Consider the following 14,139-nt stretch of genomic DNA (forward strand, 5'->3'; position numbering starts at 1 on the left):
CAGTTAATACCTGTATGTTAGCCTATGATACAAAATGGGTATTAGTGTATGTCCCATCTTAAAATTATAGAAAAAAATGTCTGTTTTGTGATTTAAGTCTTCGTTCGACAAGAACATGAGGTTCAGGATAATGACTTCTGCTCATCAGCTCCAGCTCCTGATCAGTGATATTGTGCTTGATAACGACAAAATGGTACATGATTTCATGCACTACATTTGCTTGAAGGGTCTTTAGTATTTCTAGTTCTTCAGTTTCGTAAAGCGGATCTTCATAAGGGTGTTGATAGAATAACTCCATCCGCAGCAACCGATAATCGAAGGGTGGTGCGGGTACAGGGTAGTCTGGAATAGCTGGGCATACTGGACCGGATGGGGGTTGGAAGAAGGATCCTGTAAAATGCCGGGGGGTATATTCGTCAAACTTCTGCTTAAAGGAAGGATTGGACATATGGGCAAAGCTGTGGGCATAGGGTGCTAGAATGCAAACAACTGCTTTATGGATGCTAATTCTGTGAATTTCCGCCATGGCTGCGAATAAATTGTCCACATAAGGCAGTACACGGCTAGCCATAACTAACTCAGCGCTATTGTCAGGGAGAGGAATCTCTTGGCAAATATCACAGACAATATCTACAACAGGACCCGCGATCCGATCGATCCCGAGATAACCTGCTTCCTTATTAGATCCACAGCCGATATCGATTTTCAAGGGGCTCACTCCTTTCCTTTGGGATAAATCAGGCTCACACTATTGTATTAATACCGCTGTAGCCTGCATCCGACGGATGCCTAATAGAGGCTGGAAGTTATCTAAAATTACTTCATATGAAACTTTCATAGAGTGGTTAACGTTATAAGAGTATACTTATGAAGATGACTTTGAAAATAATCGCCACATAGAGGAGGCACTCAACATGAAAAAACAACGTTCATTACCCGCCATAGCAGCGATTGCTGCCTTAACATTTGCCTTAACCGCTTGCGGTGGGAATAATTCGGCACAGACTTCAGGAGAACCGACTGCAACACCTTCTCCAACTCCAACCGAGAGCGCAAGCACAGCTGAGCCTACAGAAGCTCCAAGCACTCCCGTACCCACTGAGAACCCAAGTACAGCCACACCAACCGAAAATCCGAGCACAGCTAAACCTAGTTCTACTCCAAAAGCTGAAGGTAAAACAATAAAATTGACGGCCGTTTATATCGGACAAATAGATAGTCATTCCGTTGAGATTGCGACAAAAGAAGGTCCAACCGCTTTTGAGATTTCAGCTGGGATGGAGAGTATACTTGATACTTTGAATTCCGATGATTCCGTAGTTATTGAATACGTGGAAAAAGCAGTGGAGGGCGATCCGTCTGTTAAGCAACGTGTGCTGACAAAGCTGGCTCTAGCGAAATAATTGAATGTATTAATTTGCAAATAGAGGGTGTCTCAGCAATCATATAGTGGTTGCTGGGACACCCTCGTATTTTTTAAGCATAGTTCTTGCTCAAACAATAAACTTAGTTTGGTCGATCACAGTCCGCATACCTAGCTGCATCCTTATGGATTAGGAGCTACACTATTGGATCTAGCTGCACCACTATGGATATAGCAACCCCACTAACGGAACTAGTAGCACCACTATGGATATAGCAACCCCACTAACGGAACTAGTAGCACCACTATGGATCTAGCAGTCCCACTATGGATCTAGCTGCCCCACTAACGGAACTAGTAGCACCACTATGGATCTAGTAACCTATATTGGACTCAGCATTATCGGACCCAGCAGCCCTAAAACGCAGCTTTTCCCCACATTTGGTTCGCTATAGGACCCCATCGCAGCTATTGCCATAAAAACCGCCCAATAGGATCCTTTTTCGATGCAATAGCGTCACTGGGGTCCGAAACTGTGCTCCAAAGGGCGAAAATCCGTAAATAACGTCATCTGAGTCCGCAAGCCGCGGATGAGGGATAGGATCTAGCATTATCGGAATTATCATCATCGGAATCAGTATTATCGGACCCAGCAGCCCTAAAACGCAGCTCTTCCCCACATTTGATTCGCTATCGGACCCCATCGCAGCTATTGCCATAAAAAGCGCCCAATATGATCCTTTTTCGATGCAATAGCGTCACTAGGGGTCCGAAACTGTGCTCCAAAGGCGAAAAAAACGTAAATAACGTCATCTGAGTCCGTGAGCCACGGATGAAGATGAGGACTCCCCAATGTAGATTTTAGATTCATACATAAATAAAGGTATCCTCACAACCCGCTCAAAGTTGTTGGGATACCCTTTTTAATGAAGTTAGCATGTTTAAAAGAAGCTTAAAGCGTTCCAGCATTGACTAGGAAGGTTGTAATAAGCAGCATAAAGAGTAAGATAATAACACCATTGACTATTGTGCCAATAATGCCAAACACCTTGCGACGTTTCCGAATGGAAAGCCCAATGATGCCGATGACTACACCGATTACATTAAGAGCAGCCAGAATAATAACCGTTAATCCTAGAAGCATTATGAATTGCGAGGACTGGCTTAATAGTTCGGAATTCTCATTAACCAATGAAGAAGACTTCATTATAATAGAGATAAAGATGGCTGCATAGCCGATGATCGACACGAGACAGATAATGAACGAAGCAATACCAGGTCCAGAATGTTGAAGATCATGTTCTACTTTTTGATGCGTAGATGATAAATCAGCGCTTGGGTAATCCGGATGAGGGTTGGGATTTCCCACCTCTGCCGCAGGTACGTCTGATTTTGACAGAGAATTTAAGTCCATGGTTTGCACTCCTTGAGAGATTAGAATGAAAATGTTGTTAATATCCACTTTTTCATATTGATGCTAAAAAAGCAACCCCTGAATGAGGCAAAATAAAAAATGACTGCTGGAAATAGGAACTGGCATTACGTTATGATAGAATGAGTCTAAAATTAAGGGGGTGTAATCATTTGCAACGGAAATTTATGGCCTGGGGGGCTGTGCTAGCAATGCTGGCAGTAGGAATTGGTGCTTTCGGTGCCCATCTACTAAAACCAGTGATCAGTGAAGACTATATGAAGGTATATGAGACTGGTGTGCAGTATCACTTGGTACATGCGCTGGGGGTAATTCTCATCGCACTGGCTGTGGGCCAATGGGGCGAAAGTGTCCGATTACGTTGGGCGGGCCGATTGTTAATTGCAGGTACCATTTTGTTCTCTGGCAGTTTGTATGTTCTGAGTATCTCCGGAATTAAGGTGCTAGGAGCGATTACACCAATCGGTGGGGTATGCTTTATAATTGGCTGGTTATGCCTTGCGATAGAGGGATTTTCACGTAAAACGTCGTCTTAGTTGTTAAAAAAAAGAAAGGCCAATAAGCACCTGTTCCCCAATGAGGGAGGGTGCTTATTTGCTTGTAACGCATGCGCTTACAGAAACTCGTCGATTTCATTTAGATTAAAGCTGTACACCTGCTTCTCATCCACATGGTAGACACTTATAGAGTTGGCTGCTTCATCAAAGTTTAAAATACGACAGGGCATGGACACTTGTTTCCCGTACCGGTTCGCTCGTAAACGTACCAATTGATTATTCTGAATATACTGACGAATCTTCCCGTATGCATCAGCTGGCGTCTCAATGGCCGTTTGCTGTGCAGGCGTTTCTGCCTGTTTTTTTATCGGTGTATCCAGCTGCTTCTTCGTAGATTTTGGAGGCAGCTTTAATGAAATGGGAGGAGCAGAGTTTTGATTCAAAGCTAGTTTAGCGGAGCGTAGCAAGCTGTCAATGGTTCTCCCTAATTCAAGACCGGAATTAATGTTGAAATCTGTGATATGGTCATTATTGTTCAACATTTCGAGCAGAAATTGCAGTGCAAGCGGGTTGGTACGGGCATTAATCAGGATGTCGACGTTAAATAAATAATTGCCGTCTGTGCGTTGTAGTTTCTCGTCCATAAATCCCCCAGCTTTTCGTTTAGAACATCTCTGAATGGTTACAGGAATGTAATTAACTATAACATTAAACATGCAATATTCATATACCCAGGACTACTGGAATAGGGACTATTATACTGCATTTTATACTAGGCATAGGACTACCGTCAGCACACCCACAGGAAAATTAGCATACATATACAACGTGGATAGTGAAAAAAAGGAGGTGCTGCTATTGGTTACTATGGAGCCTATTACAGTAGGTGAACATACGCTGATCGGGGTAGAGGTTAAGCTTCCCAAAACTACACTGCTCTCTATCAGCACGAACCGAGGTTATATTATGTGCGGTGCACTGGATGTCGGTCTCCTCAATGAAACACTTAGTGATCGGCATATCATCGCAGCTCGTGCGGTGGGTGTACGGACGCTTGCCCAGCTTTTAGCTGCCCCGTTGGAGTCTGTAACGATAGAAGCAGAGAGTCTTGGCATCGTACCAGGTATGACGGGTGCGGAAGCGTTACTTCTTATGGTCTGACCGGAAAATTTAACAATTCCAAACAAACGGGGCTTAGGCCCTTTTTGTTTGTGTGCAAGTATTCACATTTAAGCATAATCGGGTGTGTCTTTGCTAATGCTAGAACAAATAAAGGTGTTATGGAAGGCTTCTCCTTGTTTCGTATTACAGGTAAAAGGGTAAATTAAGAATAGACAAGTTACTACCGGACGAAGGAAATAGTAACCGGTAAATATAATGGATAAGGTAGGGATCATCTCATGGCTAAAGCATCGAATAAAGTAAATACAACTTCACTGGAACAGATCATGAATCGTCAGGTTGCTAACTTAAATGTCCTGTACGTAAAAATTCATAACTTTCATTGGTATGTCAAAGGAGAACAGTTTTTCTCCCTTCATGTGAAATTTGAGGAATTATATAATGAAGTAACCCTTCACATGGATGAAGTAGCAGAACGCTTGCTAACCATCAAAGGCAGTCCGGCAGCAACATTGAAAGAATATTTGGAATTAGCTACCATTCAAGAAGCTACAGGTAAGGAAGATACACGGGGAATGGTTCAGTCTCTGATTGAAGACTTCGCCACCATCTCTGAAGAGCTGACAGAAGGCATCGAGCTTGCCGAAGAAACCAAGGATCAGCCAACCTCAGATATGTTCATTAAAATCCGTAGTGATCTGGAGAAACACCAATGGATGCTACGTTCGTTTCTTAGCTAATCATTAAGCAGTTTGAATAAGGCTTCCTGCGGGAAGTCTTATTTTTGCGTAGTCTTATGTTTAATGAAAATCTTCTCTGAGTCACAAGTGATTAGCTAAAGAGAAATTTGTAAAAAAACAAGGTTTGATATAAAATTAGTGAGAATCATTGATAATCATTGTGATTCAATTTATAATAATTATAATGTGATAGAAAATCTAATTGTGCTGGGAATCAGGATTATCCTGTTTCAATACAACTTTTGATTTCGCAAATCGATCAATGGAGGGAATAATATTATGGCAGCAGAATTTGTCATTGAGGGTCTTAAAGCGACGATTGAGGGAAAAGAAATTTTGAAGGGGATTAACCTTCAAATGAAAGGTGGCGAAATTCACGCCATCATGGGACCAAACGGTACAGGTAAAAGTACTTTGGCTTCGGCGCTAATGGGTCATCCTAAATACGAAGTAACTGATGGAACTGCAACTCTTGATGGTGAAGATCTTCTGGAGATGGCTGTTGATGAACGCGCACGTGCAGGTCTTTTCCTTGCAATGCAATATCCAAGCGAAATCTCTGGAGTAACTAACTCCGACTTCTTGCGTTCTGCCATTAATTCCCGTCGTGAAGAGGGAAGCGAAATCTCGTTGATTCGTTTTATTCGCCAAATGGAAGCAAAGATGAAAGAACTAGATATGAACCCTGAGTTTTTACACCGTTACTTGAACGAAGGCTTCTCCGGTGGTGAGAAGAAACGTAATGAAATTCTACAAATGATGATGCTGGATCCAAAAATCGTGATCTTGGACGAAATTGACTCCGGTCTTGATATTGATGCTTTGAAAATTGTAGCTGAAGGCGTAAACTCCATGCGGAGCGAAGAACGCGGCTTCTTAGTTATTACCCACTATCAACGTCTTTTGAACTACATCAAACCTGATTATGTTCACGTTATGATGCAAGGTAGAATCGTGAAATCCGGTGGTCCAGAGCTTGCACAGCGTCTGGAAGCAGAGGGTTATGAATGGATTAAAGAAGAACTCGGAATTGAAGATGAAACTGTAGGGCAAGAAGCGTAAGAAACGCCAGGAAGGAGGAGACCACTATGACGACACAGACCATTCTTCCGGTGGATGCCGAACGCTTGAGCGAATTATCGCACAGCAGCGGCGAACCGGGTTGGCTGAAAGAAAGCCGCTTGAAGGCACTAGAATTGGCAGCTACTCTGACACTGCCTAAATTAGAGAAGACACGGATTGATCGTTGGAATGTCAATAATTATGGTAGCTATAAAGCAAGTGAACCTTTTGCTTCGCTAAGTGATGCACCTGCATCTATTTCTTCCTTGATCAAGGATCAGGAGGAAGGCAGCCTGATTATTCAACGCAACTCCGGTGCAGTATATACACGTATCGCTCCTGAGCTTGCAGAACAGGGTGTTATTTTTACAGACCTACAGACAGCTGTTAAAGAACACGGAGATTTAGTTCAACGTTACTTGCATAAAGCCATTCAGCCAGACGAACATTCTATCGCAGCGCTTCATGCTGCATTGTGGAATGGTGGAGTATTCCTCTATGTTCCTAAGAATGTTGTTATTGAAACTCCGCTTCAAGCAGTGCTGTTAACGGATGATGCGGAAGCTACTTTTGTTCCACACATTCTGGTCGTAGCTGATACTAACAGTTCCGTAACCTATGTAGATAACTACGTATCGGATAAAGAAGAAGCTGGACTACACAATGGTGCGGTAGAGGTATTCGTGGGCGCTGGCGCTAAAGTTCGTTATGCTACAGTGCATCAGCTTGGTGTAGATACTACAGATGTAACTTATCGCCGGGCGGTTGTTGAGAATGACGGAGTCATCGAATGGATTGTTGGTGAGATGAACTACGGAGATACTGCGAGTGATACCAAGTCTGTGCTTAAAGGCAACGGTTCTAGCTCCGATGCTAAAGTAATTGCAGTAGGTACGGGATCACAGAAACTGAATTACACCACTCAAGCTCAGCATTTTGGCAAAAGCACACCAAGTGACATGATCACTCGTGCAGTTATGCGTGATTCTGCTACTTCTATCATCAACGGAATCACCAAGATTGAGAAAGGTGCTACTAGAGCGGACGGCCAGCAAACGGAAAAAGTATTGATGCTGAGTCCAAAAGCCCGTGGTGACGCCAATCCGATCCTGCTTATTGATGAAGATGATGTTACAGCCGGCCATGCCGCTTCCGTAGGACAGGTCAATCACGAGCAAGTCTTTTACCTAATGTCCCGCGGAATTACACGGCATGATGCAGAGACTCTGATCATCTACGGCTTCTTGGCTCCTGTTGTGTCACAAATTCCACTGGAGGGACTGCGCAATCAGCTCCAATCTCTTGTGGAAAGGAAGTTAGTGCAATGATTAGCAACGCCATCCGGGAGCAATTTCCCATACTGAACCAAAATGTGAACGGACATCCACTGGTCTATCTGGACAGTGCTGCTACTTCACAGAAGCCTCGGAAAGTAATTGAGGCGGTCAAGTCGTATTATGAGTGGGATAACGCCAACGTACACCGTGGCGTCCATACTTTAGGCAGCCGAGCAACCGATGCCTACGAGGGAGCCCGGGAGAAGCTAGCTAAGTTTATAAACGCCCGCAGCACTAAAGAAATTATCTTTACACGCGGAACAACTACAGCCTTAAATCTTGTGGCCTCTTCTTACGGACCCTCTGCTGTGGGTGAAGGCGACGAAATCGTCATCACCTTAATGGAGCATCATAGTAATCTGATTCCATGGCAGCAGCTCGCTAAGAAGACAGGTGCTACATTAAAATATATACCGTTGCAACCTGATGGAACGGTTACGTTGGAAGCTGCCGAGCAGACGATTACGGATAAAACCAAAATCGTTGCTATCGCTTATGTATCCAACGTTATGGGAGTAACTCATCCTATTAAAGAGCTTGCGGCTATTGCTCATCGTCATGGTGCAGTAATTGTCGTAGATGGTGCACAAAGCACACCACATATGAAGGTCGATGTGCAGGATCTGGATTGTGATTTCTATGCACTATCTGGTCATAAAATGCTCGCACCCACCGGAATTGGCGCTTTGTATGGCAAGAGAGCACTTCTCGAAGCCATGGAGCCCGTCGAATTCGGTGGCGAGATGATCGATGATGTGGGTCTTTATGAATCCACATGGAAAGAATTGCCTTGGAAGTTTGAAGGCGGTACTCCGATCATAGCTGGTGCTGTTGGTCTAGGTGCAGCCATTGATTTCTTACAAGAAATCGGTTTGGATGAGATACACCGCCATGAGAAAGCTCTTGCAGCGTATGCAGAGCAACGTCTGTCAGAGATCGAGGGTCTGAACATTTATGGTCCTCGAAATCGTGAAGTCGGCGTTGTCACCTTTAATCTGGGTGACGTTCACCCGCATGATGTCGCTACAGTGCTAGATGCGGAAGGCATTGCCATCCGCGCCGGGCATCACTGCTGTCAGCCGCTGATGCGCTGGCTGGAAGCCAGCTCTACAGCACGTGCAAGCTTTTATCTGTATAATAACGAGCAGGATGTAGATCGACTGGTGGACGCTTTAATCAAGACAAAGGAGTACTTCAGCTATGAACTTGGATGACTTATACAGACGCGTAATTATGGATCATTATAAAAGTCCTCGAAATCGCGGTTCATTTGAAGATGATGCTCTAAAAATTGAACTGAATAACCCAACCTGTGGTGACCGGATTACTCTTCAGCTTAAGGTAGAGGATGGAATCGTAAAGGATGCCCGTTATAATGGTGAAGGCTGTTCGATCAGTATGTCATCGGCTTCGATGATGACTGAGGCGATCAAAGGACAAACGGTTGAACGTGCGCTTGAACTGGCCGATAACTTCTCCTTACTGATGAAGGGTGAAGACGTGGATTTTGGAGATTACGAAGACATTGAAGCCCTGTCGGGTGTGAATAAATTCCCTGCGCGGATCAAATGCGCAACACTGGCTTGGAACGCACTTCGTAAAGGAATTGACGAAGAAGAGCAACATAAATAACAGTAGAACAAGGAGGCTGACACCATGGCTAAGAAAGCGCCTGATATGGAAGAATACCAGTACGGGTTCCGTGATGAGCATAAATCGATATTCCAGTCTGGTAAAGGTTTGACGGCCGAAATTGTTAAAGAAATTTCAGCAATCAAAAATGAACCACAGTGGATGCTTGACTTCCGCTTGAAATCTTTGGAGCAGTTCCGTAAAATGCCAATGCCTACATGGGGCGGCAATATGGATGATCTGGACTTCGAGGATATTCAATACTATGTAAGACCTTCAGAGAAGCAAGGGAAGACTTGGGAAGAAGTTCCTTCCGAAATCAAAGAAACCTTTGATAAGCTGGGAATTCCGGAAGCGGAACAGAAGTTCCTCGCCGGCGTATCGGCACAATATGAATCTGAGGTAGTCTATCACAGCATGCAGAAGAGCCTTGAAGATCAAGGGGTTATTTTTACAGATACCGACACTGCATTGCGTGAGCACCCAGAGCTTCTGAAAAAATATTTCGGGACGATCATCCCTCCAACCGATAATAAGTTTGCCGCACTTAACAGTGCAGTTTGGTCAGGCGGCAGCTTCATCTATGTTCCTAAAGGTGTGAAATGTGAAGTTCCTTTGCAGGCTTACTTCCGTATTAACTCCGAGAACATGGGACAATTCGAACGTACTTTGATCCTTGCTGATGAAGACAGCTTCGTGCACTACGTAGAAGGATGTACTGCTCCAATCTATAGCACGAACTCTCTACACAGTGCGGTTGTTGAAATCTTGTGTATGAAGAATGCCCGCGTTCGTTATACCACAATCCAGAACTGGGCTCCAAACATCTACAACCTCGTTACGAAACGTGCGGTTGCAGAAGAGAATGCTACTATGGAATGGGTCGATGGTAACATCGGTTCCAAGCTGACCATGAAATATCCTGCGGTTGTTCTTAAAGGCCGTGGTGCTAAAGGTTCAGTACTATCCATCGCGGTAGCAGGTAAAGACCAGCATCAGGATGCGGGTGCCAAGATGATCCATTTGGCTCCAGATACAACATCCACCATTGTATCGAAATCCATCAGTAAACATGGCGGTAAAGTAACTTACCGTGGTCTAGCTTCCTTCGGCCGTCAAGCAGAAGGTGCGAAATCGAACATTAAATGTGATACGCTGATTTTGGATAATGAGTCCACTTCGGATACTATTCCTTACAATGAAATCATGAACGATAACATCGTTCTTGAGCATGAAGCAACCGTGTCTAAAGTTTCTGAGGAGCAACTGTTCTACCTGATGAGCCGTGGCCTCACAGAAGCAGAAGCGACTCAAATGATCATCATGGGCTTCATCGAGCCGTTCACAAAAGAACTGCCGATGGAATATGCGGTCGAAATGAACCGTCTGATCAAGTTCGAGATGGAAGGTTCTATCGGTTAATAAGAGCGCTTATGAATGGAGGCTTGTCCTCCCAACGCTTATATTTCTTCAAAGCATCCGTAGATATTTTTCTACGGATGCTTTTTTATTGGCACAATTGAAAAAATCCCCGAATGCTCCGGGGACACACCTTTAATATTTTCAATTATCCATTTCCGGCAACGGCAATTCCACTGAAGGATCTGGCTCCCAGAGATGCCGTTCTAATCGCTGATGCTACAATGGTGTATTGGATCTGGCCGGTAAGCACATCGGTTGAAGGCGGATAGTCGACAGCGGTGATTCCAACCATTTCATATTGGGTCGTTGTATTATTAATGTTTCCGGGGTAGGTTGTACTAAAAATTAATATATTATTGCGGTAAATACTAAAAGTAACATCATTCTGAACTATAATGCTGACATCAACACTAAGTCTGGCAAAAGCATTCAATGTGACTCTCACTAAGCCTGCATTTGCAGGTGTAACATTTACTGTCTGAAGTCCAATGTCACCGAAAATTGCACTTGAACGAACTAAATTAAGACTTTGTGCATCCATAGTGCTGCCCTGTGAAATTCGCATATCAAGAAACTGTATACTCATCCTATTCACCTAACCTCTCATTGTAGATTTTATATTTTATGAGAGAAAAAATAGAATGGTGTGTAAGATACAAACAGATAGAGGGTTGATTATATGAAACGCTGCTGAAACCCAATTATAAACAGAACCCCCGCCAATCACTTGGCGGGGGTTCTTATATGGTATAGGTTACTATTTTGCCAGATCATTCACTTCTTTACTAAAAGCCTCTGAATATTGATTAAATTTACCTGCATCAAGTTTTAAGCTGTTGTCGTTTGCTTTTGGAGGTGTCTCCTGAATCTGTTTATATAAAAGATCAATTTCTGGGGAAAGCTTGGCCCATATTTTTTTTATAGAATCATACTTAATATCTAACTCGTTCATATATGTATCGTATTCTTTTTTCTCTTCCATGGCTTTGCCAAGCTGTTCAATGGTAAAGTCAATGTCCATGCTCGCTCCTGTACTGCTTGTACCACTTCTAGTATATGAGATAACATCTACAAACCCAACATTCCAAATGTCAGCAATAACAAAATTGCTTATTTCTCTTAGCATTTTTTCAGGTGAGGGTGCTGTATCAGTTTTTGAGGAGATTTCCCCGAAATTAAACAAGTTTTTAGATTCGTTGATCGCTGTGTTTGCGTCCGTAGGGTTATTGTTATTTGTATTGCTACACCCTGAAAGAAGGATAATGGCGATAATACAAGATAAAACAAGCTGCTTTTTCAATATAGTTCCCCTCCATAATATAAGTAAAAAGTGTTGTATTACTATATTACGGTAAATTGTGGTAAAAGTTTTACATCTGAAGCAAATTTAAGACGGCGAAAAAGTGAACTCTTCGTATCCCGGAATAAATTCCAATAATTATGCAAAAAACCGAATAAAGGTCCTCCTAATATTACACGATGATTACAATAATCATGTAGATTCTTAATTCATCAGGATTAAGGAGGAAACACGAGCATTTTAAGATAACGAGGGTCCTTTATATCATGTAGATGCTGCTTTTTTCCGAAATAACCGCAAAAACGCGCAATTCTCCCCTTTGCCGCATTAAATTATGGATGATACACTGCTTAAAGTCACTAAATTGTAAGCGCTAAAAAAAGCTAGCTTACGATGTAACATTTGCTTTATACAAAAAATTGCTTACTAAGTAAGCCTTAAGGAGGAGAGATATGGATGTTCTCAGGCAACTGCGCGGTTATTATCGGGAGAAGCTGCATTTTCTGATTCTTTCGATTATATGTTTGGCCGCTGCAACTGCAGTGGGGCTGATTACCCCCAATTTGTTAAGAAAGCTGATCGATGAAGTTATTGTGCCACTTAAGTTTACAGAGGTGCCAGTGCTCGCATTGAGCGTGTTAGCTGTAGTAATAGTAAAAGCATGCCTGCAGTTTGCACATGGATTTTTTGGAGGACGGCTAGGTAACTTTCTTGCATACCGGCTGCGTAATGCTTGTTATGAGAAGCTGCAATTCCTATCTTTCCGTTATTATGATACCGCGAAAACGGGAGATTTGATGTCCCGGCTAACCGGAGATTTGGAAGCGATTCGTAACTTTATCGGTTTCGGTTTTGCTCAGCTGCTGAATGTCTTTTTTATGGTCATTTTTGGTTCGATTATGATGTTCTCACTCAATTGGCAGCTTACTCTAGTAACTTTGATTACGATGCCCATCCTGGCGTTTATTGCGCTAAAATTCGAGTCTAAGATTCACCCGGCCTTTCAAGAGATGCGTCTTGCACTCAGTTCTCTGACAACGGCTGTACAGGAGAATATCACGGGTGTGCGCACCGTCAAATCATTTGCGAGAGAGGCTCATGAAGTAGAGAAATTCTCACACCGCAACGAACGTTATAAGAATAACCAGATTTTTGCCGCTGAGCTCTGGAGTAAGTTTTTTCCGGCGATGGAGTTTTTAGCATCGATCAGTGCAGCTATTCTGCTTGGAGTAGGCGGAACGTTAGTTATTAAGGGGAAAATGTCACTAGGTGAACTGGTTGCTTTTTTCAGCTTAATTTGGTACATCATTGGACCGATTTGGGGTCTTGGATTCCATATTAATAACTATACACAGTCCAAAGCATCGGGAGAACGTGTATTGGAAGTACTTAATCAGAATATTGATGTGAAGGATAAAGAGAACGCCCGTGAACTGGTACCTTCTGAGGTTAAAGGAGATGTAGCGTTTAATCACGTCACATTTGCTTATGGGAACAAAATGCCTGCGGTTACAGACATTGATTTTGAGGCCAAATCTGGTGCGGTTATAGGGTTCCTTGGAGGTACGGGCTCTGGTAAATCGACCATTACACAGCTGATGATGCGTGCTTATGACGTTAATGAAGGCAGCATCACACTGGATGGGATGGACATCAGAGAATACAATGTTCGCAGCTTGCGTTCACAGATTGCAACGGTCTTTCAGGAAACCTTCCTGTTCTCCTCCTCAATTCGCAACAACATCTCCTATGGGTTGAAAAATGTAAGCATGGAAGAAATTATCCGAGCTGCACAACTTGCCAAAGCCCATGATTTCATCATGGAGATGGAAGACGGTTATGACACTGTGGTGGGTGAGCGCGGAATGGGTCTTTCCGGTGGACAAAAGCAACGGATTGCCATCGCTAGAGCCCTGCTTAAGAATCCGCGGATTCTTATCCTCGATGATGCGACCAGCGCTGTCGATATGGAGACGGAGCACGAGATTCAAGCCGGATTCCAAGAGGTCATGAAGGGGCGCACTACACTTATTATTGCCCATCGGATCTCCTCCTTGCGCCATGCGGATCAAATTATCGTCATGAACGAAGGTCATGTACAGCAGCGTGGTACCCATAAAGAGCTAATTGAAGTGCCGGGTCCTTATCAGGATGTATACCGGATACAGTATGCTGATTATCTGGCCAGAGCGACCGGAAGAGGGGAGGAGTGAGGCATATGAAACTTGAAGC

The 14,139-nt window shown here is 43.4% G+C and carries 15 protein-coding genes; 10 read left to right on the top strand and 5 right to left on the bottom strand.

Translation table 11 applies throughout. From position 1 onward, the window contains the following. Positions 1-64 precede the first annotated feature (64 nt). Positions 65-709 carry a methyltransferase domain-containing protein gene (locus NST40_RS08570; protein WP_076219343.1) on the bottom strand — a complete coding sequence of 215 codons (645 nt, stop codon included), beginning with the start codon at positions 707-709 and terminating at the stop codon, positions 65-67. A gap of 205 nt (positions 710-914) precedes the next feature. Between NST40_RS08570 and NST40_RS08575 the strand changes: the two genes are divergently transcribed. After that, positions 915-1,403, top strand: coding sequence for a hypothetical protein (locus tag NST40_RS08575; RefSeq protein WP_076219342.1), 489 nt, complete (start codon positions 915-917; stop codon positions 1,401-1,403). Positions 1,404-2,315: 912 nt separating this feature from the next. On the opposite strand, the gene NST40_RS08580 is transcribed toward NST40_RS08575, so the two are convergent. Beyond that, the gene (locus NST40_RS08580; protein WP_076124771.1) at positions 2,316-2,777 is read right to left on the bottom strand and encodes a hypothetical protein; all 462 of its coding nucleotides are present in this window, start codon (positions 2,775-2,777) and stop codon (positions 2,316-2,318) included. A gap of 170 nt (positions 2,778-2,947) precedes the next feature. On the opposite strand from NST40_RS08580, the gene NST40_RS08585 reads away from it, so the two are divergent. After that, positions 2,948-3,331, top strand: coding sequence for a DUF423 domain-containing protein (locus NST40_RS08585; RefSeq protein WP_076124773.1), 384 nt, complete (start codon positions 2,948-2,950; stop codon positions 3,329-3,331). A gap of 77 nt (positions 3,332-3,408) precedes the next feature. On the opposite strand, the gene NST40_RS08590 is transcribed toward NST40_RS08585, so the two are convergent. Beyond that, positions 3,409-3,936 (bottom strand): hypothetical protein, encoded by a 528-nt coding sequence (locus NST40_RS08590; RefSeq protein ID WP_036684355.1) that lies wholly within the window; start codon positions 3,934-3,936, stop codon positions 3,409-3,411. 214 nt (positions 3,937-4,150) lie between these two features. Between NST40_RS08590 and NST40_RS08595 the strand changes: the two genes are divergently transcribed. From NST40_RS08595 to sufB, 7 genes are all read left to right on the top strand, one after another. Further along, the gene (locus NST40_RS08595; protein ID WP_036684352.1) at positions 4,151-4,453 is read left to right on the top strand and encodes a DUF1805 domain-containing protein; all 303 of its coding nucleotides are present in this window, start codon (positions 4,151-4,153) and stop codon (positions 4,451-4,453) included. Positions 4,454-4,692: 239 nt separating this feature from the next. Then, positions 4,693-5,154 carry a Dps family protein gene (locus tag NST40_RS08600; protein ID WP_036684350.1) on the top strand — a complete coding sequence of 154 codons (462 nt, stop codon included), beginning with the start codon at positions 4,693-4,695 and terminating at the stop codon, positions 5,152-5,154. A gap of 279 nt (positions 5,155-5,433) precedes the next feature. Then, positions 5,434-6,216 (top strand): Fe-S cluster assembly ATPase SufC, encoded by a 783-nt coding sequence (gene sufC, locus NST40_RS08605; protein WP_036684347.1) that lies wholly within the window; start codon positions 5,434-5,436, stop codon positions 6,214-6,216. 26 nt (positions 6,217-6,242) lie between these two features. After that, a complete protein-coding gene (gene sufD, locus NST40_RS08610) occupies positions 6,243-7,544 on the top strand; it encodes a Fe-S cluster assembly protein SufD (RefSeq protein ID WP_036684344.1) in 1,302 nt (433 codons plus the stop codon). After that, complete coding sequence (locus NST40_RS08615) at positions 7,541-8,767, top strand: cysteine desulfurase (protein WP_076219340.1); 1,227 nt, start codon at positions 7,541-7,543, stop codon at positions 8,765-8,767. The genes sufD and NST40_RS08615 overlap by 4 nt, the downstream gene beginning before the upstream one ends. Further along, positions 8,754-9,185: a Fe-S cluster assembly sulfur transfer protein SufU gene (gene sufU, locus NST40_RS08620; RefSeq protein WP_036684339.1), complete on the top strand. Its 432-nt coding sequence runs from the start codon at positions 8,754-8,756 to the stop codon at positions 9,183-9,185. Before NST40_RS08615 ends, sufU begins: the two co-directional genes overlap by 14 nt. Before the next feature lie 24 nt (positions 9,186-9,209). Beyond that, on the top strand, positions 9,210-10,607 hold the full coding sequence (gene sufB / locus NST40_RS08625) for a Fe-S cluster assembly protein SufB (RefSeq protein WP_036684335.1): 1,398 nt from the start codon (positions 9,210-9,212) through the stop codon (positions 10,605-10,607). A gap of 145 nt (positions 10,608-10,752) precedes the next feature. Here sufB and NST40_RS08630 read toward each other — a convergent pair whose 3' ends face one another. Together NST40_RS08630 and NST40_RS08635 are read right to left on the bottom strand one after the other, a co-directional pair. Beyond that, positions 10,753-11,193, bottom strand: coding sequence for a hypothetical protein (locus NST40_RS08630; RefSeq protein WP_076191066.1), 441 nt, complete (start codon positions 11,191-11,193; stop codon positions 10,753-10,755). Positions 11,194-11,364: 171 nt separating this feature from the next. After that, on the bottom strand, positions 11,365-11,907 hold the full coding sequence (locus tag NST40_RS08635) for a hypothetical protein (protein WP_340977076.1): 543 nt from the start codon (positions 11,905-11,907) through the stop codon (positions 11,365-11,367). Between the two features lie 452 nt (positions 11,908-12,359). Here NST40_RS08635 and NST40_RS08640 point away from each other — a divergent pair, with 452 nt between their 5' ends. Further along, positions 12,360-14,120 (top strand): ABC transporter ATP-binding protein, encoded by a 1,761-nt coding sequence (locus NST40_RS08640; RefSeq protein WP_076219338.1) that lies wholly within the window; start codon positions 12,360-12,362, stop codon positions 14,118-14,120. The last annotated feature ends 19 nt before the right edge of the window (positions 14,121-14,139 follow it).

The organism is Paenibacillus sp. FSL R10-2778, from assembly GCF_038593035.1.
Taxonomy (GTDB): Bacteria; Bacillota; Bacilli; order Paenibacillales; family Paenibacillaceae; genus Paenibacillus_AQ; species Paenibacillus_AQ odorifer.

What these genes read in the sequence shown, in the direction of transcription:
- NST40_RS08630 (WP_076191066.1), bottom strand. Translation starts at nt 11,193, where the DNA reads ATGAGTATACAGTTTCTTGATATGCGAATTTCACAGGGCAGCACTATG.
- sufU (WP_036684339.1), top strand. Translation starts at nt 8,754, where the DNA reads ATGAACTTGGATGACTTATACAGACGCGTAATTATGGATCATTATAAA.
- NST40_RS08615 (WP_076219340.1), top strand. Translation starts at nt 7,541, where the DNA reads ATGATTAGCAACGCCATCCGGGAGCAATTTCCCATACTGAACCAAAAT.
- NST40_RS08640 (WP_076219338.1), top strand. Translation starts at nt 12,360, where the DNA reads ATGGATGTTCTCAGGCAACTGCGCGGTTATTATCGGGAGAAGCTGCAT.
- sufB (WP_036684335.1), top strand. Translation starts at nt 9,210, where the DNA reads ATGGCTAAGAAAGCGCCTGATATGGAAGAATACCAGTACGGGTTCCGT.
- NST40_RS08590 (WP_036684355.1), bottom strand. Translation starts at nt 3,936, where the DNA reads ATGGACGAGAAACTACAACGCACAGACGGCAATTATTTATTTAACGTC.
- sufC (WP_036684347.1), top strand. Translation starts at nt 5,434, where the DNA reads ATGGCAGCAGAATTTGTCATTGAGGGTCTTAAAGCGACGATTGAGGGA.
- sufD (WP_036684344.1), top strand. Translation starts at nt 6,243, where the DNA reads ATGACGACACAGACCATTCTTCCGGTGGATGCCGAACGCTTGAGCGAA.
- NST40_RS08575 (WP_076219342.1), top strand. Translation starts at nt 915, where the DNA reads ATGAAAAAACAACGTTCATTACCCGCCATAGCAGCGATTGCTGCCTTA.
- NST40_RS08580 (WP_076124771.1), bottom strand. Translation starts at nt 2,777, where the DNA reads ATGGACTTAAATTCTCTGTCAAAATCAGACGTACCTGCGGCAGAGGTG.
- NST40_RS08600 (WP_036684350.1), top strand. Translation starts at nt 4,693, where the DNA reads ATGGCTAAAGCATCGAATAAAGTAAATACAACTTCACTGGAACAGATC.